Annotated in this window: 24 protein-coding genes and 2 pseudogenes; 18 read left to right on the top strand and 8 right to left on the bottom strand. The window is 38.9% G+C overall.

Going from position 1 to position 23,198, the window contains the following annotated elements; all coding sequences use genetic code 11:
- The 9 genes from MOB98_RS05820 to MOB98_RS05780 are packed head-to-tail and all read left to right on the top strand — an operon-like array spanning position 1 to position 8,002.
- Positions 1-1,704 carry a phage tail spike protein gene (locus MOB98_RS05820; protein WP_068947599.1) on the top strand — a complete coding sequence of 568 codons (1,704 nt, stop codon included), beginning with the start codon at positions 1-3 and terminating at the stop codon, positions 1,702-1,704.
- Between the two features lie 51 nt (positions 1,705-1,755).
- The gene (locus tag MOB98_RS05815) at positions 1,756-3,654 is read left to right on the top strand and encodes a teichoic acid biosynthesis protein (RefSeq protein ID WP_268359404.1); all 1,899 of its coding nucleotides are present in this window, start codon (positions 1,756-1,758) and stop codon (positions 3,652-3,654) included.
- Between the two features lie 15 nt (positions 3,655-3,669).
- A complete protein-coding gene (locus tag MOB98_RS05810) occupies positions 3,670-3,978 on the top strand; it encodes a hypothetical protein (RefSeq protein WP_268359407.1) in 309 nt (102 codons plus the stop codon).
- Positions 3,975-4,148, top strand: coding sequence for an XkdX family protein (locus MOB98_RS05805; RefSeq protein ID WP_116777210.1), 174 nt, complete (start codon positions 3,975-3,977; stop codon positions 4,146-4,148). Before MOB98_RS05810 ends, MOB98_RS05805 begins: the two co-directional genes overlap by 4 nt.
- 12 nt (positions 4,149-4,160) lie before the next feature.
- Positions 4,161-5,948 (top strand): BppU family phage baseplate upper protein, encoded by a 1,788-nt coding sequence (locus tag MOB98_RS05800; RefSeq protein ID WP_268359410.1) that lies wholly within the window; start codon positions 4,161-4,163, stop codon positions 5,946-5,948.
- A 12-nt stretch (positions 5,949-5,960) separates the two neighbouring features.
- Positions 5,961-6,332, top strand: a complete 372-nt coding sequence (locus MOB98_RS05795; protein ID WP_268359411.1) for a hypothetical protein — start codon at positions 5,961-5,963, stop codon at positions 6,330-6,332.
- The gene (locus tag MOB98_RS05790) at positions 6,332-6,505 is read left to right on the top strand and encodes an XkdX family protein (protein WP_268359414.1); all 174 of its coding nucleotides are present in this window, start codon (positions 6,332-6,334) and stop codon (positions 6,503-6,505) included. The genes MOB98_RS05795 and MOB98_RS05790 overlap by 1 nt, the downstream gene beginning before the upstream one ends.
- Before the next feature lie 53 nt (positions 6,506-6,558).
- The gene (locus MOB98_RS05785) at positions 6,559-6,981 is read left to right on the top strand and encodes a phage holin family protein (protein ID WP_268359415.1); all 423 of its coding nucleotides are present in this window, start codon (positions 6,559-6,561) and stop codon (positions 6,979-6,981) included.
- Between the two features lie 43 nt (positions 6,982-7,024).
- Positions 7,025-8,002, top strand: coding sequence for an N-acetylmuramoyl-L-alanine amidase (locus MOB98_RS05780; RefSeq protein ID WP_268359418.1), 978 nt, complete (start codon positions 7,025-7,027; stop codon positions 8,000-8,002).
- A gap of 50 nt (positions 8,003-8,052) precedes the next feature.
- Here MOB98_RS05780 and MOB98_RS05775 read toward each other — a convergent pair whose 3' ends face one another.
- The 6 genes from MOB98_RS05775 to MOB98_RS05750 form a co-directional block, all read right to left on the bottom strand.
- On the bottom strand, positions 8,053-8,514 hold the full coding sequence (locus MOB98_RS05775) for an SMI1/KNR4 family protein (protein WP_268359420.1): 462 nt from the start codon (positions 8,512-8,514) through the stop codon (positions 8,053-8,055).
- A gap of 12 nt (positions 8,515-8,526) precedes the next feature.
- Positions 8,527-10,299, bottom strand: coding sequence for a T7SS effector LXG polymorphic toxin (locus MOB98_RS05770; RefSeq protein WP_268359422.1), 1,773 nt, complete (start codon positions 10,297-10,299; stop codon positions 8,527-8,529).
- 159 nt (positions 10,300-10,458) lie between these two features.
- Complete coding sequence (locus tag MOB98_RS05765) at positions 10,459-10,647, bottom strand: hypothetical protein (protein ID WP_069837932.1); 189 nt, start codon at positions 10,645-10,647, stop codon at positions 10,459-10,461.
- Positions 10,648-10,682: 35 nt separating this feature from the next.
- Positions 10,683-11,228 (bottom strand): hypothetical protein, encoded by a 546-nt coding sequence (locus tag MOB98_RS05760; RefSeq protein ID WP_268359424.1) that lies wholly within the window; start codon positions 11,226-11,228, stop codon positions 10,683-10,685.
- Positions 11,229-11,394: 166 nt separating this feature from the next.
- Complete coding sequence (locus MOB98_RS05755; protein ID WP_167559396.1) at positions 11,395-11,610, bottom strand: hypothetical protein; 216 nt, start codon at positions 11,608-11,610, stop codon at positions 11,395-11,397.
- Positions 11,611-11,631: 21 nt separating this feature from the next.
- Positions 11,632-12,243, bottom strand: a complete 612-nt coding sequence (locus MOB98_RS05750) for a hypothetical protein (protein WP_167559397.1) — start codon at positions 12,241-12,243, stop codon at positions 11,632-11,634.
- Positions 12,244-12,403: 160 nt separating this feature from the next.
- Here MOB98_RS05750 and MOB98_RS05745 point away from each other — a divergent pair, with 160 nt between their 5' ends.
- The 4 genes from MOB98_RS05745 (at position 12,404) to MOB98_RS05730 (ending at position 14,491) form a co-directional block, all read left to right on the top strand.
- On the top strand, positions 12,404-12,547 hold the full coding sequence (locus MOB98_RS05745) for a hypothetical protein (RefSeq protein WP_167559398.1): 144 nt from the start codon (positions 12,404-12,406) through the stop codon (positions 12,545-12,547).
- A 28-nt stretch (positions 12,548-12,575) separates the two neighbouring features.
- A complete protein-coding gene (locus MOB98_RS05740) occupies positions 12,576-12,851 on the top strand; it encodes a hypothetical protein (RefSeq protein ID WP_167559287.1) in 276 nt (91 codons plus the stop codon).
- Positions 12,829-13,056, top strand: coding sequence for a DNA-binding protein (locus tag MOB98_RS05735; protein ID WP_167559399.1), 228 nt, complete (start codon positions 12,829-12,831; stop codon positions 13,054-13,056). The genes MOB98_RS05740 and MOB98_RS05735 overlap by 23 nt, the downstream gene beginning before the upstream one ends.
- Positions 13,057-14,263: 1,207 nt before the next feature.
- Positions 14,264-14,491: a hypothetical protein gene (locus MOB98_RS05730; protein ID WP_268359426.1), complete on the top strand. Its 228-nt coding sequence runs from the start codon at positions 14,264-14,266 to the stop codon at positions 14,489-14,491.
- Between the two features lie 413 nt (positions 14,492-14,904).
- On the opposite strand, the pseudogene MOB98_RS05725 reads toward MOB98_RS05730, so the two are convergent.
- Positions 14,905-15,338: pseudogene (locus MOB98_RS05725) on the bottom strand (ATP-dependent DNA ligase); the annotation flags it as partial.
- A gap of 205 nt (positions 15,339-15,543) precedes the next feature.
- Between MOB98_RS05725 and xynA the strand changes: the two are divergent.
- From xynA to xynB, 4 genes and pseudogenes are all read left to right on the top strand, one after another.
- On the top strand, positions 15,544-16,185 hold the full coding sequence (gene xynA, locus MOB98_RS05720) for an endo-1,4-beta-xylanase XynA (protein WP_268359428.1): 642 nt from the start codon (positions 15,544-15,546) through the stop codon (positions 16,183-16,185).
- Between the two features lie 247 nt (positions 16,186-16,432).
- A pseudogene (locus tag MOB98_RS20805) lies at positions 16,433-16,614 on the top strand (hypothetical protein); the annotation flags it as partial.
- A 597-nt stretch (positions 16,615-17,211) separates the two neighbouring features.
- Positions 17,212-18,603 carry an MFS transporter gene (locus tag MOB98_RS05715; RefSeq protein WP_268362595.1) on the top strand — a complete coding sequence of 464 codons (1,392 nt, stop codon included), beginning with the start codon at positions 17,212-17,214 and terminating at the stop codon, positions 18,601-18,603.
- A 26-nt stretch (positions 18,604-18,629) separates the two neighbouring features.
- Positions 18,630-20,231 (top strand): xylan 1,4-beta-xylosidase, encoded by a 1,602-nt coding sequence (xynB, locus tag MOB98_RS05710; RefSeq protein ID WP_268367293.1) that lies wholly within the window; start codon positions 18,630-18,632, stop codon positions 20,229-20,231.
- 160 nt (positions 20,232-20,391) lie between these two features.
- Here xynB and MOB98_RS05705 read toward each other — a convergent pair whose 3' ends face one another.
- Positions 20,392-21,546, bottom strand: coding sequence for an N-acetylglucosamine repressor (locus MOB98_RS05705; protein ID WP_268361019.1), 1,155 nt, complete (start codon positions 21,544-21,546; stop codon positions 20,392-20,394).
- Positions 21,547-21,816: 270 nt separating this feature from the next.
- Here MOB98_RS05705 and xylA point away from each other — a divergent pair, with 270 nt between their 5' ends.
- On the top strand, positions 21,817-23,154 hold the full coding sequence (gene xylA / locus MOB98_RS05700) for a xylose isomerase (protein WP_268361018.1): 1,338 nt from the start codon (positions 21,817-21,819) through the stop codon (positions 23,152-23,154).
- Positions 23,155-23,198 lie beyond the last annotated feature (44 nt).

Genomic DNA, 23,198 nt, shown 5'->3' with positions numbered 1-23,198 from the left:
TTGGCTAAAGAAGATTTCATTAAACAAATAGCCGCCGACGCTCAAAGAGTTTATAAAAACCATCAAATTCTTGCTTCGTTAATCATTGCCCAGGGCTGTCTTGAGAGTGCATGGGGAACAAGTGAACTTGCAACAAAAGGACACAACCTATTCGGAATGAAAGGCGAATACAAGGGACAATATGTCACTATGATGACATGGGAAGTCATCAACGGTGAAAATGTTCAGGTTCCGGCAAAGTTTAGAAAATATCCCTCTTGGAAAGAGTCAATTGATGATTTAGCTAACCTGTATCTCAATGGCGTAAGCTGGGATAAAAATCATTACAGGGCCGTTGTCGGAGAGACGGATTATCAAAAAGCCACAGCTGCCCTCGTAAAAGCTGGATATGCAACTGATCCAAATTATGCAACAAAGCTCAATAGCATTATTTTCACGTATAAATTAACCAAATACGATACAACTGAGGGGCTGCCCGACAATCCGGATGAACCTAGTAATCCTGATCCGATCGTAGACCTGCCGAGCAAAGAGTATGACGGAAAAGATATTACGCTAAATCAGAGCCTTCCTAAAGATGTATATTTTCCAAAGCTGCATGTGGCGAGTCAGGACGATTCACAAGCTATTGAAGTCATCGGAGCAGACCCGGACTTATTAGACGATACGACAGGGAAAAAGGACATTGAATTTACGATCACAAGGACAGCAGATAATGGCACAGAATACGACTTGCTTGTGAATGACAATATTCTTTATCTTGATGAGAAAAAATTCAATCATCAAAAGTATTTCATCACAGATATTGCAATTAACCAGGAAGGAACACTTTCTAAAAAAGTAACAGCAAGCCACGTTTATGTTGTGACACTAAACAACCACTATGTAGAAGATACGATCAGCGGGACGTTTACCGTCAGGAAGATGCTTGATTTTGTTTTTAAAGGCACAAAATTAAGGTACATCTTTATGGACAAAGAAAGTGAGTTCTCTAGCGTTGAACAAGAGAATTTCGGTGACAGATTCGGAAATGATCTGATGGATGAAATTGTGGAAGACTATGGCTTAGAATTAGATGTCGATAATTATAAAGTCTACGTGTATAAGAAAATGGGCAAACGAATAAATCATACACTTGATACTCGATATAATATGCCTGGTATCACAATCAAAACCTCTACTCAAGGGTGCTCCACAAGGGCGAGGGGATTTGGTGCCATTAAAGAAAACAGCAGCACAGACAGCAAAAAAACGGAATATGTTTTTGAGCCAGTTTTGTACAAGCATCCTGATGAAGATAAATTCCTCATTGATGGCATGCCGAGATGGGCAGAACCATTGAGGGATGAAAAATATAAAAAAGCATCCAGTATGTTGGCGGCTTTGAAAAAGTATGTAAACCCATATCCACAGACAGAAATAGAAGTGGATTATGAATACATCTACGAGCCGAAGCTTTTAAAGATACAAGAGGATTTCTGGAAGGGTGACACACTGCATATTTTGGCTGACACATCATATGGCGTAACGTACGAAGATGATGTCCGTCTTTTGGCCATTCAATATAAACCATTAAATCCTTACGCAAAACCGACACTGACTTTTGCTAATTTCCGAAAAGATATTCAAGACATACGGATGGAGCAAGAGAAGAGATTGAAAGATCAAAAGCGATATATGCAAAAACTAAGAATGATGATATGAGCACTCTTACCAGGGTGCTTTTTGTGTTGTTCTTGAAAGGAGAGTGATCTCATGGTGATCAGATTAATAAAAGATTATGATTCTACAAAAGATTCACTATATCTTGCGCAGCAGCGGGATGACCTGGAAAGCATTGAAAATGGATTAAATGGACTATCCAATTCCATTGCCAATCATAAATCGGCTGTCACTGCTCATACGTCTTCTCAAGTCGCTCATGGCGGCGGGCTGACAGTTTATGAGGAAATTGAAATAGCGAAAGCTCGACTGCGAAACATTATTTTAGAAGCAGATGGGACCAATATAAAAGAAACCTTGGATGCTCGTGTAGACAAAAGAGGGAAAGTCTATCCATCTTTACGTGATCACCTTGTCGCAAACGAAACTGATCTCGAAAACTTGGATTCAATGATTCAGAAGGAATTGTCTTTTGACTTTACAACCGTTACGCCGGTTTATCATACAAACTTGAATTTAGCAGATAAAACGGTGCTTCAGTGTTTTGTCATTGATGAATTGACAGGTGACATCTACGCCACACAGGTTGCCAGCGGTAATAAAGATAAAAGTGAAAGTTTCACCATTACCCGGATGAATCAAAACGGGGTGATGCTGGACAGCATGACGCTCATTCACGGTGGTCACGGCACCACAATTGGATTGGAACGGGAAAACGGGAAAGTGTATATCTGGTCCAACTATAATGTTGTCGATTCAAACGGAAACACTGTTGGCAACGATCTTGTGCGTTTTCCTTATACGGCAGGGGTCACATTGAACGGCGGCAGTGGAGGCATTAAACGCTATAACAAATTCAACGATTATTATACGATTCCTGTGATTGATAGAGAAAATGGCTTTATTGCATTCCGAATCAGATTACAAGACGATAATAGTTTGGTAGAGCTCAGGAAATTAAGTGATGTAAAAAACGGCGTAAATAAAGTGCTGGGGAAGGTAATCATTCCGAGTGACTTGTTTTATCTCCAAGGTTTCACAATAGATGGCTATGATTTGTACTGGTACACCGGAGATACAAACAACAAAACATATCCATGTGAAATCACTCAATTTAGCTTTAAGGATGGAAGCTTGAAAAAGCGTATCTCCTGTAATTTTGGCTATGGGCCAGATGGCAAATACGAAGATGGTTTCCGAGAGCCTGAGTCAATCTTTTTATATAAGGACCCGAAGACAGGGAAGAAATCGCTATTCGCAGGTGTGGCTACGGGAGCCGTCGGAAAAAGACTTGCCAAGGTTTACGCCTACCATTCTAAAGAGAATGCAGCCAAATTTGGTATTGATTTAGCCCAAGGATATCAAGGGTATAAACTTACTCAAAATAATGGCTATTCAAAGCGGCTCCCGGACGGCTTAAAGTCTTTAAAAGAATTCAGGCAGCCCGGTTTTTACTATATGCTGACGACAGAAACAAAGACCCTTTCGGATCATCCGGACAGCGGTAACGCCGGATGGTGGTTAAACATTGCGCCGGCCGATCGCGCCGGATCAGTCATTCAAACGTTAACCAGAAACGCAACAGCCCGGCCAATTAAAATTTTAACCCGAGTTGTTACAAATACGGGTAATGTAGGCGATTGGTCAGAGATTTCAGCAAGTGGAAAGCTGCCTTGGGCAGACCTGCCTTTAAAGAATGGTGCAAAGAATCCTGACAGCAACTATCGTCTACAATTTGCAGTACAGGGAGGATTTCTTTTTGTAAGGGGCCGAGTTACCATTCCGCAGAAAGACGGCGTTGATTTTGCGACATTGCCTGCCAGCGCCCGGCCTAAAAAGAATACCTATAAAAGCTGCCCTGTAGCCGGTACAACAGGAGATAGAAAGATTGTTTTTCGATCAAATGGAAATATCTCTGCACTCGGGCTGTTTGCAAAAAGCGCATCGAATGCAACATACACCTATATTGATGAAATCATCAAGCTGGATTAAAAAGGGGTGTCTCATATGGAATATAAACAAATGTGGGCTTATCAATATGATGAAAACTATATTTATGATTGCCCGGTTGAAATTCAATACATCGAAGATGATGACGGAAACGTAAAGCATGTTGTTCCGGAAAATGCAACCGAGATCAGTCCGGGTGACTTGGTGCAGGCCAAATGGACGGGAACAGAGTGGATAGAAAGCGCATCGGCTGAATACATTGAGTCGCTTGAGACAGCTGATTCAGCTGAAGAAAGCGATGGGACAAAGGCGCTGAAAGCTGTTGCCGATATACTTGAAACGATGGTAAGGGGTGATGCGGGATGAGCAGCCCTTTTTATAATGCCATCAAGACGTGTTATCTATCAGGGTATTGGGACAGCAAGGAGGAGCTTCTTTCTATGGCTGTGGATCAAGGCAAGATAACAGAAGAGGAAATGAATGAGATCAAAGGGCTCCGACAGGCTGACAAAGGATCTCCTTCTATAGAAGAGTAAAGGAGGGACACTATGCCATACAAAGATGAATCACTTACTTTTACGATCAATGGCCGGCGCAAAAGCCCGGTACAAACAAACATCCAATATACAACTCAAGACAAAGGAACAGCAAAACTGTCATTCCAGCTTATGAAAGACGGGGTTCCCCTTCCGTTATCCGCGGCAGTGGTGAAGCTCGTCCTTTTAATGTCTGACGGCAGCCGATTTGTTCGAAATATTGAAATCACTGATAAATTGAACGGCAGGCTGTCGTATGTTCTATCTGATGAAGAAATCAGACACGTTGGGACCGTTCAAGCTGAGCTTGATGTCTCCTACACAAATCAGCAGACCATGTCGATCCATGAGTTTTCATTTGAGATTAAGAAAGCACTTATTGACACTGATATTCTGCCGAGCGTGGAGTACTATATAGATGATTTTGAGTCCTTAAAAAATAAGATCAACGAGCTTTATAACGAGACCATCCAGACGGTTGAAGAGCTGCGAAAAAAATTTGAGGATTTAGAGAACATTGAAACGAAAGACGGTGCACAGAAAAAGGCTGATGCTGTTCAGGCTAATTTAGATACCCATAAAAATAATAAGTCCAACCCTCATGGTGTTACAAAAAGTCAGGTAGGCTTAGGGAACGTCGAAAACGTAAAACAAGCGTCAAAGACTGAATTTGATAACCATGTAGATAATACATCAAACCCGCATAAAGTGACTGCTGATCAAGTAGGCTTGGGAAACGTTGATAATGTCAAACAGGCTGATTATTATGAGTTTCGACAACATAATTTTAACAACGAGCGCCATGTCACAAAAAACGATAAGGACAAATGGAATGCCGGGCAGCTCTATAAACTAACCCAAGATAATGGGAGGGTATTTTATAAAGCCAGCAGTGAAACAACGGATTATAATGAATTAACTGATACCGGGATGTATCTAATATACAATGCTGGTTTACACGGGCCAGGCTTGACCCAATGTTTTCTTCTGGTTATGAGTTACGGAAATACGCTCGTTCAAACTGCGTATGATGCCACGAATGGTTTGAAATCCTTCAATCGAATCCGTAAAAATGACTGGGAAACTTGGACACCTTGGATTGAGATAGAAACTGTAGAAGGAGCCCAAAAGAAAGTTGATGCGCATGCCAATAGAACAGATATCCATTTATCAAAAGCCGAAAAAGATAAATGGAATGGGAGCCAAATTCATAAGCTCACAGCAGATGCGGGACATCATCTTGTTGGATTAGCCGATAAGGACTTATTTACGGAACTGGCAACGAAGAGAACAACAACTTTTTACTCGAATTACACAACAATAAACCAACCGCCTGTTAGTAGTTCATTCCGCGGTCTTCAAATCGGGCAGGATGGTTTTGGTGAAGTTTTAGCGATGGGAAACGATGGTTCTACTTGGAGAGTATCCAATGTTGACGGATGGAAGACTTGGAAGCGGCTCATTACGAATGAGGATTTTGAGTTGGTAACATGGCAAAATGTCACATTAAAAAATGGTGCAGCGAATGGAGACAGGCCGTTTCAATATGCCAAGTGGGGGAAACTGCTTTTACTAAGAGGTCACATCACAGCACCTCGGGAGGTTGTAATTGGTTCAATTCCTTCTTCTGTGGTGCCAAGTAATGGAGCAGTTGTATTGGTATCAACATCAGGAATAACAGGGATTTGCAAGCTCATTGTTTATGGCACTGGAGATTTAAAATTGACCGGTTTAATGTCCAATGATAATAGCGCGGTAACAGGCTATCATATGGACGTTAACCCGATCCCGTTAGATTAAGGAGGGGGAAAGTTGAAACAGGTTTATAAGTATGATGAAAATTTTATGTTCGTTGAGCCGGTTCTGGTTTACGAAAAAGACGACGTCGGTAATTATGTTATTCCGGGCTTTTGCACAGAAATTGAACCTCCGGCCACTCCTTCCCTTTTTAAACCGAAATTTGATCCGGTCTTACGGGGGTGGATTGAGGGTGCTACACAAACAGAAATAGATGAAATTCTGAATCATGCACATAGCGTGGAAGGTCAATCCCCTATTGAAGTGTTAAAAGCTCAGAATGCCGCAATCATGGTCCAGCTGGCAGAATCGCAAAATCAGGCTGAGACTCAGGCGAAAATGATCGCGGACTTATTAATGATGCTGGCCGAAGGAGGGGAAGTGTAATGGATTGGTTTGCAAATGTAAAAACCATCTATGGATGGGGCAGACAGTATTACACAAACGCTGATGTCGCCCGTTTTGTTATCTTAAATAGAATTACAGAAGAACAATATAAAGAAATCACCGGACTGACCTATCCAGCTACAGAGCCGGTTGTCATAGATTTAGGAAGTTAACCAACACCCGTGGAGGTGTTTTTATTTTGCCTCTAAGGAGGTGATTAAAAGAAATGGAGGAAACGAACGTGTTTATTAACTTTGAGACGTTGGATTTAGCGAGAGTTTACCTGTTTGGGGGTGTGAAGTACCTTGATTTACTACTAGTTCTCAGCATCCTTGACGTAATAACGGGTGTGATCAAGGCATGGAAATTTAAGAAGCTGCGGAGCCGGAGCGCTTGGTTTGGATATGTCCGAAAAATGCTCAGTTTTCTAGTGGTCATTGTGGCAAATATCGTAGATACAATCCTCAATCTGAACGGCGTCCTGACATTTGGGACCGTTCTTTTTTATATCGCCAATGAGGGCCTTTCTATTACGGAGAATCTGGCGCAGATCGGCGTTAAGATTCCGGCGGCCATCACTGACCGACTTCACGTAATCGAAAAGGACAACGAACAAACAAATGAAAAGGATGAACAGGCTGCTGGGTAACCCGGCGGCTTTTTCTATATCAAAAATAAAGGAGAGAATACTTATGACAATCACAGTGAAAAAGAATCTTGTATCAGAAGCTAAATACGGTTTGAAATGTTCGAACCCAATGACAGCGGAATACATTACTATCCACAATACAGCAAACGACGCGTCAGCTGCTAACGAGATCAGCTATATGATCGGGAACACAAGCTCGACAAGTTTTCATTTTGCAATCGATGACAAAGAGGTGCGGCAGGGCATTCCTACAAATCGTAACGCATGGCACACAGGAGACGGCACAAACGGCACCGGGAACCGTAAGTCTATTGGCGTTGAAATCTGCTACAGTAAGTCAGGAGGCCCTAAATACAAGGCAGCAGAAAAGCTGGCAATCAAGTTTGTGGCGCAGCTGCTTAAAGAACGAGGATGGGGCGTTGACCGTGTCCGCAAGCATCAAGACTGGAACGGTAAATATTGTCCGCATCGAATTTTATCAGAGGGAAGATGGGACGAGGTTAAGGCTGCCATTGAGGCAGAATTAAAGGCGTTAGGAGGAAAGGCAACATCTAAAACGTCATCATCTGCGCCTAAAGCTTCTGGGGGCACTTACACAGTTGAAAAAGGCGATACTCTTTCCGCAATTGCAAAAGAGCACGGGGTTAGTGTGACAACCCTGCAAAGCTTGAACGGTATCAAAAACCCGAACTTGATCAAGGTCGGCCAAGTATTAAAGCTCACAGGATCAAGCACTCCCAGCACGAAACCAAGCAGTAAAAAAACGTCATATGCTCTACCTTCCGGGGTTATTAAAGTGACAAGTCCGATGACGAAAGGCACGAAAGTAAGGCAGGTTCAAAATGCTCTGGCTGCTCTTTATTTCTACCCGGATAAAGGGGCAAAGAATAACGGCATTGACGGCGTGTACGGCCCGAAAACAGCAAACGCGGTCAAACGGTTCCAGTCAGTAAGTGGCCTGACTGCTGACGGCATTTATGGACCTAAGACTAAAGCGAAAATTGAAGAAAAATTGAAGTAATAAAAGAGCCTCTCATATATTGAGGGGCTCTAAAATGCAATCCTTCTGACTTAATCGTCCCAGTCTTCATCTTCTTCCCAGTTTTCTTTAGATTCCTCAAGATCCTCCATTAAAAACTCTAAAAAGTTACGGGCCACAGTTCGACCGTAACCCTCTTGATTGTCCCAAAGGATAACCGGACATTCTCCATCATCATCCATTCTGTTTGTATCAAGGCAATAAGAAAATTCATCTATATATTCGATAACCACAATTCCATCAATTAAATCATAGTACTTCCTGTATTCTTCAGTCACTGTAACCACTCTTGCAGTAGCTTTACCATGACCTAGTATATTTACTCCATAAACTCCACCAGATCCATATTTCTCAAGAAACCATTTATAACTGTTGGGTAACTTAACGTTTAGTTTTTCCTCTATAGCATTAATTTTATCAATGCTAATTCCACCCGTAAAATCGTCATCTTCTGCATTCTCTTTAATGAATTGCTCAATTTGTGAATAGTTCATTAAAATCACCTCTTACTCTTGATTCTCGAATTGTCTAGCTCTCCATTTCCAATATCTCTTTCTAAAATTATTGTACTGTTTTTCAAGTATTGGATCATTTCTAAAGCTCTGTCCATTTCCCTTCAAGCCATGCAGCACTTTACTATATTTGTTGTGCCAGCTTTCAGGTATTTCAAGCATTGTACCACTCTCTTCTTGGATAAGGTGATGCAAATTAACTTTAGTTCCATCATTAGCGTAAGGAGCATCTCCTTTTTTCATTATCTGAAGATTCGTTTTCCCTGTATCTGGGTCTACTCTGTTAATATCAATGTCTTTCATTGTGTATACTCTTCGGCTTACATCTCTAGGTTGTCCTTTAACTTTTACTTTGCCGTCTATTTCAACAGCACGATACTTTTCTTTATTTAACCAAGGGAGATTTATTTCCTTACCTGTAAATGGTTTTCTTGTTTCATCTAATTTTTTAGCAAGCTGGAGCAGCCTGTCTTTTGCGCTCACATCGTTGATGACATTATAAGGCATGCCACCTGCTACAACAACATCTTCTCGCATGGCAAACGGTTTAATTACTGTTAATGGATCAGGAGTTTCATCCAGTTTTTTAGACACTTTTTTGACTGCAGCTTTTCCGGCTGTTTTCACTCCTATTTTAGCAACTGAACCAGCACCTTTTAAAGCAAAGGTGTTTACTGCTGCACATGTAATCCAGTGAGCCGTTGATTCTGCGTCTCCATTCTTTACATCTCTAACATAAGAGGTTATTATTGCATCTTTTATTGAGTTAAACGTGGAATCATAGTGATAAACTGCAACTGCAGAATTAATAAACATGTCGACAGGGTGATTGTGTGCCATATAGTCTAATGTTTCAGCTGTCATATCATAAAGGGCGGTAACAGTACCTTTGGCTCCAGCCATTAGTTCCCGTGTGTTTTCAATCTGTGTGAAATATCTTTGTTGATCTGATGTTAGATTTTCATACCCAATTGTTTTGGCCATTGAATAGAATTCATCGGCATCCGCATAATCATAATTCTTCAGTCTTTCTTTCAGTTTTTCAATCTCTCGTTCTTTTTCTTCCTTCTTCTTAATCGTCAAATAAGCTTCAGTATGTTTTTCAATATCGCCTTTTTTCTTATGTATGTCACTGTCACGGTACGCCTTGGCGTTGTAGTGAATGGGCGTAGCGTTTTTGCCTTTTCCTGTGGATTCCTCAAGCTTTTGGAAGTCCTTCTTGATGAATTGCTCGTTTGGCTCTGACTGGGCATATTCAGAAACAAGCGCTTCGTCTACGCTGTCTACTTTATTGATTGCTTTTTTGCGTTGGTTCTCCGCAACGGCGAGTTCGTCTTTAAAGGTTTCTGTCGAGAACAAATCAAGCGGAAGAATATCGTCGATATCATGTAAGATATCTTTCATCGCTTTCTTCTGTTCAGACATAATGGATTTTGATTTTGTGTAGGCGTTAGCCAGCTCGTGTTCTAAGAAGGATTCTTCTATATATGCATCAGATAAGCTGGCGTCTTCTAAAGTGCCTGAAATGCTCGTCAAGAAAGCAATTTTCATATCAAGTAAGTCAATCCAATTGTCAGCTACACCTGCGTGGTCTTGATAAAATGCTTTAATGTTGTCGGCACCTTTTCCAGAAAACTCTCTGTCATCTAAATCAGCTACAGCTTTAAAAGCCTTTTTTAGGTTGACCATCTGACTTCTTAATTCCTTGTATTCCTTTGCGCGTCTATCTGCTTCTGAAAGCAGTGATTTGGCTTCAAATACTTTCATGATTATATCCCTTCTTTTGGAATTTAACATCAAAATTTTAACACGAGGAAAAGAAGAATAATTGAAAAGTCATTGTATTAAAAGAAAATGATTCATTTGATCTGTGTCTTTATTCCTGTTGTGTAAAACAAAAAAGTCCCGACTCATTAGAGAGGGACTTTATATAACCCATATTTTATTTTCTTTATCCCAAGCAATCGTTCCTTGTCGGATGAGGCTTTTTATGGCCTCGCGTATCTCCTGTTCGCCTTTCCCGGTCTTTCTTTTCAATTCGTGAAGAGTCGGATTCTTTCCGTATAGACGCATATTAACAAAGATTTGATATAACTTGCGCTCAAAATCAGTCATACGCGATCAACTCCTGAAGTTAATAATGTAGGAATTTATTTGGCTTTATCATAAAAAAGCCCAGTTATTAGTGGTCCTCCATTTTCAGCTTTTTCTTTCTGAACTGATCCATAAAGGATAATGGTTTGGTTCTCCTTTAACTTTGTAGGGAATAGGGCAAAAACATTATAAACACCATACCCATTTTTCTCTTTAGATGAAATAATAAATTTTCCTCCAGCTTCGGCATTTTCGATTGCAGAAACTTTTCCTTTGATACGAACGATTTTGTCTGGAGGGTTATCAACATTGATTTCTTTGAAATCAGCATCTTCAGCTTCCTTTCTAATTTGTTGCTGCTTTTCCTCAGTTGAAATATCGTCCAGTCCATCTTGTTGAGAGGTGCTTGAGGTAATGGATTTTTTCTCAGTTGGCGAATCATCAGATTGAGCCATATAAGTAAATCCACAGATGGAGAGTAATAAGCTTAATGGCAATATCCATATTCCTTTTTTTCTTGTTCTTTTAAAGAATAAAAGAAATAAACCAATTACGATTCCGATTGCGGAAAATATAGAGAGAAATCCCATAAATAAAATCATAATATCCTCCATTTTTTAAAGGTAACATTTATATCTTAAAACAGATGAGTGTAATTTTCTATTTTATACAGCGGGCTTAGGAGGGATAACAAATATGGACCGAAAACGAAAGCGAAACTTGAAAGATTATTGAATTAATGAAAAACCCTCTCTAAATTAGAGAGGGTTATTCTTTATCTCTTTTGATATTAGTATTATGGAAGTAGTCTGGTAATGCTTCGTATAATATATGTCTACTTTCAAATTTTACATCTTTAATCTTATTGACGTTACTCTGTACTCCTCGGGAACCAAATCCTTTAGCCTTTTTAACTGTTGTTTTATCAACTGGTGTTTGTTTATTAACTGTTGTATGTTTGTTCCAACTGTCTTTATCTCCCATTAAAACCTTCCTCTCTTTTGGTTAAACCATTAAAAGAATGACTTGCTTAATCATATACACTAATACAATTCCGATTATTGAAATGTATATCTTCTCGATTCCTTTTTTATAAAGCTTTGCTTTCGTGTCGTTGGCATTACTGTTTTTTTTGACAATGTTATAGTATGAATCTGTTAAAGCATACTGAAGTTCATCTTTGGGTAGCCTTGCATTGTTATTTAAGCTTCCATCGTCCTCGTTAAATCCACTTAATCCGAGCGATTGATATTCGTATGTTTTAAGCACATTAATTAAGTGCTTAAATGCGATCAATTGCATAATAGCTGGAAAGATATATAACAGGGCGATGATTGCAAAACATAGCATTTCAATTGGGCTATGTGCTTTCTTGAAGAAAGAAAAATCTAGCGCTGTTGCATAAAATCCTATCAATGCTCCTAATAAAGCAATAAGGACACCAGCTCTAGTTTCAATATCTCGTTTTCTATTAGCCTCAGCATCATATTCTCTAGATATTGTATTGAGTAATGTTTCAGAACTAGGGTATTCAATATGGTGTTGTTCTGAATTTTGTTGACTTTCCTCTGAATTTAGCTGTCTTTCATCCGAAATTTCAGTCTGTTCTGTAGCCATCGTATAGCCCCTTAGTATTAAATAATTCTTCTCCTAATTGTATATAAAAGGATTATGACTTTACAAGAAAAAATTCACTTAAAAAGAAATATTTTTCGGTAACCTGTTTACAACGGGAAATAGGTATAGTATAATAAGAGTATAGAAAGGAGGTGCTGAAGTGGACGAGGTAAGAAACTGGATTCTTGCTATCGCTGGCATCGTGACCATCATAAAACACATTTACGACATATGGCAGAAGGAAAGCGAAAGACATAGCAAGAAAAAGAAAAAGCGCTCCCGCCGGGTAAGCAGAAAGCGCTGATACTAGTGAGACAAGGGGAGAAATCCCCTTGCTCTATACAGTATACTGCAAAATTGAATTACAGTATACCGTAAAAGCCCACGTCCACGATAGTATGAAAAAATATTTTAAGCAGTACAGCACAGGTGACTTTGCCGTTTTGCTCATATTGGTTGCCGGGATCGTCGCAATTGATTTGACCGATGAGGGTATGTCAGGGAAGATTGCGCATACTGTATTGATGATAGCCGTTGTTGTTACCTTGTTAAAAGGATTCATTATGATGTGGAGAGAAAGCCGACATGAAAGAAAGCGAAAAAATTAAGTTTATCCAGGAAGAAGTTTTGACGGCAGCGGAAGCGGGGGAGCTGCTTGGAATCACCCGGCAGCGCTTGAGCACTCTTGTAACCTCCGAGAAGCTTAAACCGGTTAAAAAGGTGGGGACAGTTGCATTGTTCTTACTAGATCATGTTTTATCCTTGAAAAAAGAATTAGAAGCCGGCCGAAAGAAGTACCGTCCTTATGATTAATGAAGCCCACTCATATGAGCAGGGCTTTTTACTTTTCTAGGAATCGCGTGGTACTTTTATCCCCTTTATCTCGAAGTGAGAGTTTTTTAATTGTTTGAGAACGAACGTTCTGGTATCTTCTTTTTGAGGTGATAGGTGTGAAAGAGCTACCAAAAGAGCTACTTGAAGAACTTGAAAGAACTACCTTCCTACTAAATGAAGTTATAGAGATATACGAGCAGCACGAAGGAGAGCCAGAAGAAAAACCGGCTATCACTTGCCCATCCTGCCACAAAGAATCAACTAATTATGTCTGCGATTGGTACGGTAACAGACATGTCCATTTTCATTGTGAGTGCGGCTGCCGAGTCCATCAATAAATAAAAGGCCTTCGACATGCGAAAGGCCTTTTTACTTACGCTCCTACTCTTATTTCACGACCTAATTCCATTCCTACAGGTGGGTCATGGTGTGTCCCTACAGGTAACTCGCGTTGTAATTTCATCTTGATCACTCCTCTCTATAATGACAAATACTACATCTTTTCTAATTCTCCTTTTTTATTTAAATAGATTCTGTTCCCTTTATATGTATATCTTTAGATTACAATAAAAATCTAAAAATAAATCGATGTGGGCACCCACAAATACACCCACCAAACACCCACAAATATAGTATACTTGATGATTTCTTATTCGAAGAGAAATAACAAAACCTTTTTAATTCAACGTTTATCATGCACTATGACATTGAAATATTGCCTAGACTATATTCCGCACACAAGTTCACCCTTGGGAGCGCGAACAGTATATGTCTCAGTATTAATCTCTCAATCCCTTGGCACTATTGGTGTCAGGGGATTTTTGAATTTTGGTCAAAAGATTAAGAGAACAATATTTTTAGTCCTTGTGACCAAAATATGACCAAAAAAATTTGAAGTTATGAATCTAACTCCATAATTGCTGTAAACCTTTCTTTAAAAGCTAAAGTCTCCTTTATGTATTCTATATTCTTTTCCAAACTTCTAAAAAATTGTACTAGTAAAAGATAGAATCTGAACTCTCGTTTATTCCTGGATGGAACGACCTTTATATTGAAAAATATGAGAAAGTCTATCTGTATCTTGAGGATAAAAGCGAATTATCCGGTATTTGAAAAGCGAATACTCGGATCACGCACATAACGTTGAACAGACAATAGATAAAATCATTAATTATTACATGGATGCTTGCAATCATTAGTAAACCCAGAAGTTATGATGCTAAAAAAAGTGCTAAGAAAAGAGCGCAATATAGATGATGATTTCATCGCCATTTATGAACAGGATGGCGTTGAAAAAGAGGCGGAGCGTCCAGAAACGTACCCCTACCTTGGTGCATCTTTAAAGCTGGGCTTGGTTGCAGCAAAAGAGCAGCGGAATTTACATGCATTGTATGTGAAAAACTTTAATGTTTAGCGGCAAGTGAGTGAGGAAAGCTTCATCTCTATTGACGATTGGAATGCCTGTGCGGTTAAAGAAAAACCTGACCTTGTGGGCAGGAAAGTTTATATTGGTTAGACATGCCGGGTCCGATGACATAACGGCTATGGCTTGAATTTATCCGTTAAACGACGATGCACAAAGATATTCGTGAACAGTCACTCCTTTGTCGCTACGGAAGGCGGCCTGGACCAAAAAATAAGCGGGGGTTCGAAAAATACCTAGAATTGGGAGGCAAATCGTCTGTTGCCACCTTCTAAAGATTTCAGACTATGCGTCTAATAAACATTTTCCGCGAATCAGATGAGTTGTCGACAATGCCGCTGATTGTCCAATTTCCCCTACAGTCATTACCGAAGCGCCACTTCCCTCGCTGAGCTCGTGATATAACTGCCTGCTCTGGCTAATTTGGTGAAGCGGAACTTACTTCGTTCTGCATGTGGCAACCCAGCTGCAGTTCCATCGGGATAGGCGAGAAGGGGTTTTATATCCTTCTTGGTGTAGCCGGTGTTTATTAATTTCATAAGGGAGTCAGCTTTCTTGGGTACGATACACTCTGAATTTTTTTCTTTGGTCAAAGCAAAGTAAACTAGTCCGTTTCCTTGAATTCCTTCGATAACAAGGACAGTAAGATCATCCAGTTCAAGTGATTCAAAACTTCTTACGCATAGTGAGCCGCTTAGAGGCAATGGACTGACCGTCTTTGTAGACAACAACAAAGACACAGTAAACAATCTTATGAGCTGATTTTTTGGACATGAAACGTTCCCTCGAAGTCAGGAGCGCCACTTGGGGAAGCTAAAACGACCTCGCAGTCTAATATTCCCTTTTTTTGAAATAGTTCAAAGGTGGTTCATTACGGATATTTCTCCATCAGAATGGTGGAATAAAATCACTAATATTATAATCTTTTGGGTATTTGTAATTAAGTTACAAATATTCTTAATGTTAACTCATAAATTCGTGGTATTATATTGAAGGGAACGATCAAAATGTCAAAGTCAGAAAAATATGATAGGAGGTAACATATGTTTAAGTTTAAAAAGAATTTCTTAGTTGGATTAACGGCAGCTTTAATGAGTATTAGCTTGTTTTCGGCAACCGCCTCTGCAGCTAGCACAGACTACTGGCAAAATTGGACTGATGGGGGCGGGATGGTAAATGCTGTCAATGGGTCTGGCGGGAATTACAGTGTTAATTGGTCTAATACCGGAAATTTCGTTGTTGGTAAAGGTTGGACTACAGGTTCGCCATTTAGAACAATAAACTATAATGCTGGAGTTTGGGCGCCAAATGGCAATGGATATTTGACTCTATATGGTTGGACGAGATCACCTCTCATAGAATATTATGTAGTGGATTCATGGGGTACTTATAGACCTACCGGAACGTATAAAGGTACTGTACACAGTGATGGGGGTACATATGACATATATACAACTACACGTTATAACGCACCTTCCATTGATGGCCCAAGCACTACTTTTACACAGTACTGGAGTGTTCGTCAGTCGAAGAGACCAACTGGAAGCAACGCTACAATCACTTTCAGCAATCATGTTAACGCATGGAAGAGTCATGGAATGAACCTGGGTAGTAATTGGTCTTACCAAGTCTTAGCGACAGAGGGATATAAAAGTAGTGGAAGTTCTAACGTAACAGTGTGGTAACAGATCCTCTTTCATCAGGGAGGAGCTAACGGGCTGCTGATCGTTCCTTGAGAAATTAATAATCATTGTAATTGTGAGTTAGTAAGAGATGACGGTCTCTTAGTTGAAATCCCAATATATGCCTTAGTCATGGTTAAAGGTCATTTCTACTAGGCGAACGGCCTTGGCATTGCAGGAGGTAGGCTAGTCTCCATCAGGTTTATAACTTTCCCTATAAATTTAATGGAGTCGTATTAAAATGGGAATGTTTGAAGACTTAAAACCATTTGCATTGTAGACTATTGAGGATGATGGAGCGAAATATCATTTGCTAACTATTGATGATTATCTAAAGTTTATAATGAGTCTTTATGAGATGGTTATAGAAGAACAAAGAAGAATCATAAAGATGTAAATAAAATTAGCATATTGAATACACTTATACAGAATGAATTTCTGTATTCTCTTTTGTTCAATTTTAAAACAAGCGTAAGAAAAAACACAACATAGAATTTGCCTGGATTCCTAATTTTTATATATATCAGTTTTTAAAGAAACACATTTGAAAAGATAATTTATGTTTTACACAGTTATTAATTTCTTGATCAGCCACATCATTCTTACTCTAAAGATTGACACACTGAGTGTATAGAAAGAAGTCAAAAATCAATATTTATTTCACCCTTGTTGAAATTCTCTGAAAAAACGTATTGAAATAATCAAGAGGATTTTATAATATTAAGTCAAGTTAGTTTGTCTAAGCAACAAACTAAAGGAATGAACTTTTATTGCCCATAAGATTTAAGCTCTAACAAATATGGATGAAAGGGGGGAAGAGAGGCTTTATTTTTTTAGGCATATAAGGTATGGCGAAAAAAGATGAATTTCCTGCTTGCTGATTACCATTTAAACGATGGAATACTCTGTGGAAGTAAACCACTATAATCTTTCTCGCTTTTTTGAAAGCGTTTTCTTTCTGTGCGTTTGAGGAAATTTTCATATCGTTTCACATTGTTCCATATTAAAGGGTTGAAAAGGGGAGAAATCATGCTCAGTGAAAATGTAAAGAAGGTTAGCATGGTTGAAAAAGTTGGATATGCGTCTGGAGATTTTGCATGTAATTTAATTTATGCAACAGTGTCTACTTATCTTTTGTTCTTCTATACAGATATATTTGGTTTACCGGCAGCAACAGCCGGTACTATGTTTTTAGTGGTTAGAATAATCGATGCTCTCGCTGATCCTTTTATTGGAACAATAGTTGACAGAACGAATAGCAGGTTTGGGCGCTTTAGACCGTATCTCTTATTCGGAGCATTTCCATTTGTCATACTGGCAATACTCTGTTTTACAACCCCGGATTTTTCGGATATCGGGAAATTAATATACGCCTATTTGACCTATGTTGGCTTATCGCTTACATACACAACGATAAACGTTCCATATGGCGCGTTAACTTCTGCAATGACCAGAAATAATCAAGAAGTTGTTAGTATAACATCTGTGCGTATGTTATTTGCGAATCTAGGGGGTCTTGTCGTTGCATTTTTTGTTCCCTTACTGGCTGCTTATTTAAGCGATACTTCCGGCAACGAATCTCTTGGGTGGCAACTAACCATGGGTATTTTGGGAATAATAGGCGGGTGCCTTTTAATCTTTTGTTTTAAAAGCACAAAAGAGCGTGTCACTCTTCAAAAATCTGAAGAGAAAATTAAATTTTCGGATATATTTGAGCAATTTCGTGTTAATCGTCCACTTGTTGTGTTAAGTATATTCTTTATTATTATTTTTGGAGTGAATTCAATCAGTAATTCGGTGGGCATTTATTACGTAACGTATAACTTAGAAAGAGAGGATTTGGTGAAGTGGTACGGTTTGATAGGAAGTTTGCCCGCTTTGGTCATTCTGCCGTTTATTCCAAGGCTTCATCAATTATTGGGGAAGAAGAAATTACTAAACTACGCATTATTACTGAATATGATCGGCCTCTTAGCTTTACTGTTTGTTCCGCCAAGTAATATATACCTCATACTTTTCTTTCGATTAATTGCTGCTGCTGGGAGTCTCACTGCCGGGGGATATATGTGGGCGCTCATTCCTGAAACAATAGAATATGGGGAGTACAGGACTGGGAAAAGAATGGGTGGGCTCATATATGCTATTATCGGATTTTTCTTTAAGTTTGGCATGGCCTTGGGAGGGATTGTCCCGGGGCTGGTTCTAGATAAGTTTGGATATGTAGCAAATCAGGCACAAACTCCGGAGGCATTAACGGGAATCTTAATTACAACAACCATTATTCCCGTGTTCTTGCTGGCTCTAGCTTTAATTGATATTAATTTCTATAACTTAGATGAGCAAAAATATAAAAACATGGTTCGAGAATTAGAGAATAGAGACAAAGTTTATTTGGATCATATTGATGATTTCAAGGCTTAAAAAAAATAACTGAGGAGGAATCCCAAATGAAGATTACCAATCCAGTACTTAAAGGTTTCAATCCCGATCCAAGTATTTGTAGGGTAGGAGAGGATTATTATATCGCTGTATCTACATTTGAGTGGTTTCCGGGAGTTCAGATACACCATTCAAAAGATTTAGTAAATTGGCACTTAGTTGCACATCCATTACAGAGAGTTTCACAATTAGACATGAAAGGAAACCCTGATTCAGGTGGGGTTTGGGCACCATGTTTAAGTTATAGCGACGGAAAGTTTTGGCTGATCTATACGGACGTTAAGGTAGTAGATGGCGCTTGGAAAGATTGTCACAATTATTTAGTTACTTGTGAAACGATTAATGGTGATTGGAGTGAGCCGATTAAATTAAATAGCTCAGGGTTTGATGCTTCTTTATTCCATGATACGGATGGAAAAAAATATTTATTAAATATGTTATGGGATCAGCGGATTGATCGGCACTCATTTGGAGGAATTGTCATACAGGAATATTCTGATAAGGAGCAAAAATTAATTGGCAAACCGAAAGTTATATTTAAAGGAACGGATAGAAAGCTAACAGAAGCTCCGCACCTTTATCATATCGGGAACTATTATTATTTATTAACTGCAGAAGGAGGAACACGGTTCGAACATGCCGCTACAATTGCCCGTTCTACAACTATTGAAGGCCCATATGAAGTTCATCCCGATAATCCAATCTTAACATCATGGCATGATCCAGGAAATCCATTGCAAAAATGCGGGCATGCATCCATTGTTCAAACACATACTGGTGAGTGGTATTTAGCTCATTTAACGGGACGCCCGATTCATCCGGACGATGATTCAATTTTTCAGCAGAGAGGATATTGTCCTTTGGGGAGAGAAACAGCTATTCAAAAACTTTATTGGAAAGATGAATGGCCTTATGTAGCAGGCGGAAAAGAAGGGAGCTTGGAGGTAGAAGCGCCTTCTATACCCGAAACAGCGTTTGAAGCAACGTACCCGGAAGTTGATGAATTCGAGGACTTAACATTAAATATTAACTTTCAAACTTTAAGGATTCCGTTTACAAATGAATTAGGTTCATTGACTCAAGTGCCAAATCATTTACGATTATACGGCCATGAATCATTAACCTCGACATTTACTCAGGCATTTGTAGCCAGACGTTGGCAAAGTTTCTATTTTGAAGCAGAAACTGCTGTAGCGTTTTATCCGGAGAATTTTCAACAAGCCGCTGGATTGGTGAACTATTACAATACAGAGAACTGGACGGCTCTTCAAGTTACGCATGATGAAGAACTTGGCCGTATTCTTGAATTAACAATATGTGATAACTTTTCTTTTTCACAGCCATTAAAAAATAAAATTGTTATTCCTCGTGAAGCAAAGTATGTATATTTGCGAGTAAATATTGAAAAAGAAAAGTATTATTATTTCTATTCTTTTAACAAAAAAGATTGGCACAAAATTGACATTGCATTGGACTCGAAAAAATTATCTGATGACTACATCCGTGGAGGAGGGTTCTTCACAGGGGCGTTTGTAGGGATGCAATGTCAAGATACCAGTGGTAATCATATTCCGGCCGACTTTAAATATTTTCGCTATAAAGAAAAATAATGTGCACATGAAAAAGGAGGCTTCTATTTTAGAACTCCTTTTTCATTTTAGAAGATGACCAATGGAATGTTTCCTTCAGAACGTCATTAATATAACAAAACAAAAAACTCATCTCGAAAGATGAGCTTAGAACACAGGGGGTGTTTACATTTTAAATTGATTACATTGTGACCATATCTAGAAAATGTTCAATCACAATGGAGGACATTCCTAATGCCGGTGCATTCTTTCCTAAGGAAGATGGCAATAATTCATAGCTATTGCCTAATTGAGGATAAACCCTGGATGATACTTCACTTCTAATTGAATTTAAAACCATAGGGTGTGATTCAATTATGCTGTTTCTTAAAATGACGGCTTGAGGGTTGAAAGTATTTAGAATATTGGTAAGGCCAATTCCTAAATAAAATCCAAAATTCTGTAATGCATTTAAAGTTTCAATATCATTCAGATGGGCGAGGTCTATGATATCTTGATAGGACACTTTTTTCTCTTTCGTCTGAAGAGATTTTAATAAAGCTTTCTCTGAAGCGTACAATTCCCAGCAGCCTCGGTTTCCACAGCTGCATTTAGGACCATTAAAGTCTATTGTCATATGTCCCATTTCCCCAGAGAATCCGCTTACTCCCCTATATAAATCATTGTTGATAATAACACCGATCCCTATCCCTGTACTGACACTTGCATAAATAATGTTATCGTAATTTTTTGCAGCACCAAATACTTTTTCTCCATATGCCCCAGCATTTGCCTCATTTTCAATAAAAACAGGCACATCGAACTTCTCTTGAATGGATGATTTTAAGTCAATATCTCTCCAGTTGGAGTTCGGTGTGAAAACAATTTTTTGATTTTTATCAATAAGCCCAGGCACGCATATGCCAATACCTATAAGCCCGTACGGAGATTGTGGCATATGCGTAATAAAGTGATGAATCATATCAATTAAAATGTCTTTAGTTATATCGGGAGAATTGCATTCCAAATGGTGGTGCTGATCAAGAATGATCGTGCCTTCAAGGTCTGTTAAAATGCCATTAATATAGTCCACACCAATATCTATTCCTACGGAGTATCCTGCTTTTTTATTAAAAACAAGCATGACAGGTCTTCGTCCGCCGCTTGATTGTCCCTGACCTATTTCAAATACAAGATTTTCTTTCATTAACGTGTTTACCTGTGATGAAACAGTTGATTTATTTAATCCAGTCATTTCAGATAATTTTGCTCTTGAAATAGGTGACTTCTTAAGTATTTCTTTTAATAATAACTTTTGATTTACTTTTTTGACAAAGGTTTGATCAGCGCTATCCACTTAATCCACTCCATTTGTATGATCTTTAAATTAAGTTAAATCTTTGTTTTCTATTACAAACATTGTACATAGCTAATCTTACCTTTATTATATCTAATGTGCTCATAAAAAACGAAAAAAATATTGAAAATACTGAAGAGTTTATATAAGATGAAAATAAGTTAGTTTGTTTAGGCGACAAACTAATATAAAACTTACTTACAATATGAAATGAAATGCTGCTGTATTTGTATGCTCATGTTTTGAATTTATTTTTAAGGGGGAAATCACATGGCTCAATCTCATTCTAGTTCAGTTAATTATTTTGGAAGCGCAAACAAAGTGGTTTACGAAGGGAAAGATTCCACTAATCCTTTAGCATTTAAATATTATAATTCTCAAGAAGTAATCGGCGGAAAAACGATGAAAGAGCATTTGCGATTTTCTATTGCCTATTGGCATACATTTACCGCTGATGGCACAGACGTTTTTGGAGCAGCTACGATGCAAAGACCATGGGATCATTATAAAGGCATGGATCTAGCGAGGGTGAGAGTAGAAGCAGCATTTGAGATGTTTGAGAAACTGGATGTACCATTTTTCGCTTTCCATGACCGAGATATTGCACCAGAAGGAAGTACGTTAAAAGAGACGAATCAGAATTTAGATATGATCGTTGGCATGATTAAAGAATACATGAGAAAGAGCAACGTTAAGCTATTATGGAATACTGCAAACATGTTTACGAATCCCCGTTTCGTCCATGGTGCCGCGACTTCTTGCAATGCAGATGTGTTTGCGTATGCTGCAGCACAAGTAAAAAAAGGGTTAGAAACAGCAAAAGAGCTTGGCGCAGAGAACTATGTATTTTGGGGCGGCCGTGAAGGATACGAAACATTGTTAAATACCGATTTGAAATTGGAGCTTGATAATTTGGCGAGGTTTTTGCATATGGCAGTAGATTATGCGAAGGAAATCGGTTATACAGGACAGTTTTTGATTGAACCAAAACCAAAAGAGCCGACCACTCATCAATATGATACAGATGCAGCAACAACCATTGCCTTTTTGAAGCAATATGGCTTAGACAATCATTTTAAATTAAATCTCGAAGCCAATCATGCCACATTAGCCGGGCATACATTTGAACATGAATTACGCATGGCAAGAGTACATGGCCTTCTGGGCTCTGTTGACGCGAATCAGGGTGATCCCCTTTTAGGCTGGGACACAGATGAATTTCCGACGGATTTATATTCTACGACATTAGCAATGTACGAAATCCTGCAAAATGGCGGTCTAGGAACCGGCGGATTAAACTTCGATGCGAAGGTCAGAAGATCTTCTTTTGAAACAGATGATTTAGTATATGCCCATATTGCAGGGATGGATGCATTTGCAAGAGGATTGAGAGTCGCCCACAAATTAATCGAAGACCGTGTGTTTGAAGATGTGATTCAACATCGTTATCGCAGCTTTACTGAAGGGATTGGTCTTGAGATAACAGAAGGAAGAGCCAATTTCAAGACACTTGAGCAATATGCGCTTCATAATGATTCAATTAAAAACGAATCTGGAAGACAGGAACGATTAAAAGCTATATTGAATCAATACATTTTAGAAGTATAACAGATGAAATGGATGCTCCAGATCCTTATATAAAAAAATATAGC

This window comes from Bacillus sp. N13C7, assembly GCF_026790065.1.
In the GTDB taxonomy this organism is placed as follows: Bacteria; Bacillota; Bacilli; order Bacillales; family Bacillaceae; genus Bacillus.
The sequence above is the reverse complement of the archived record's forward strand: the minus strand, read 5'-3'. Positions and strand labels throughout refer to the sequence as shown.

Bases quoted from the DNA above. Each gene is read 5' to 3' on its own strand.
- MOB98_RS05815 (WP_268359404.1), top strand. From the start codon at position 1,756: ATGGTGATCAGATTAATAAAAGATTATGATTCTACAAAAGATTCACTA.
- MOB98_RS05810 (WP_268359407.1), top strand. From the start codon at position 3,670: ATGGAATATAAACAAATGTGGGCTTATCAATATGATGAAAACTATATT.
- MOB98_RS05805 (WP_116777210.1), top strand. From the start codon at position 3,975: ATGAGCAGCCCTTTTTATAATGCCATCAAGACGTGTTATCTATCAGGG.
- MOB98_RS05800 (WP_268359410.1), top strand. From the start codon at position 4,161: ATGCCATACAAAGATGAATCACTTACTTTTACGATCAATGGCCGGCGC.
- MOB98_RS05790 (WP_268359414.1), top strand. From the start codon at position 6,332: ATGGATTGGTTTGCAAATGTAAAAACCATCTATGGATGGGGCAGACAG.
- MOB98_RS05785 (WP_268359415.1), top strand. From the start codon at position 6,559: ATGGAGGAAACGAACGTGTTTATTAACTTTGAGACGTTGGATTTAGCG.
- MOB98_RS05780 (WP_268359418.1), top strand. From the start codon at position 7,025: ATGACAATCACAGTGAAAAAGAATCTTGTATCAGAAGCTAAATACGGT.
- MOB98_RS05775 (WP_268359420.1), bottom strand. From the start codon at position 8,514: ATGAACTATTCACAAATTGAGCAATTCATTAAAGAGAATGCAGAAGAT.
- MOB98_RS05770 (WP_268359422.1), bottom strand. From the start codon at position 10,299: ATGAAAGTATTTGAAGCCAAATCACTGCTTTCAGAAGCAGATAGACGC.
- MOB98_RS05765 (WP_069837932.1), bottom strand. From the start codon at position 10,647: ATGACTGATTTTGAGCGCAAGTTATATCAAATCTTTGTTAATATGCGT.
- MOB98_RS05760 (WP_268359424.1), bottom strand. From the start codon at position 11,228: ATGATTTTATTTATGGGATTTCTCTCTATATTTTCCGCAATCGGAATC.
- MOB98_RS05755 (WP_167559396.1), bottom strand. From the start codon at position 11,610: ATGGGAGATAAAGACAGTTGGAACAAACATACAACAGTTAATAAACAA.
- MOB98_RS05750 (WP_167559397.1), bottom strand. From the start codon at position 12,243: ATGGCTACAGAACAGACTGAAATTTCGGATGAAAGACAGCTAAATTCA.
- MOB98_RS05735 (WP_167559399.1), top strand. From the start codon at position 12,829: ATGAAAGAAAGCGAAAAAATTAAGTTTATCCAGGAAGAAGTTTTGACG.
- xynA (WP_268359428.1), top strand. From the start codon at position 15,544: ATGTTTAAGTTTAAAAAGAATTTCTTAGTTGGATTAACGGCAGCTTTA.
- MOB98_RS05715 (WP_268362595.1), top strand. From the start codon at position 17,212: ATGCTCAGTGAAAATGTAAAGAAGGTTAGCATGGTTGAAAAAGTTGGA.
- xynB (WP_268367293.1), top strand. From the start codon at position 18,630: ATGAAGATTACCAATCCAGTACTTAAAGGTTTCAATCCCGATCCAAGT.
- xylA (WP_268361018.1), top strand. From the start codon at position 21,817: ATGGCTCAATCTCATTCTAGTTCAGTTAATTATTTTGGAAGCGCAAAC.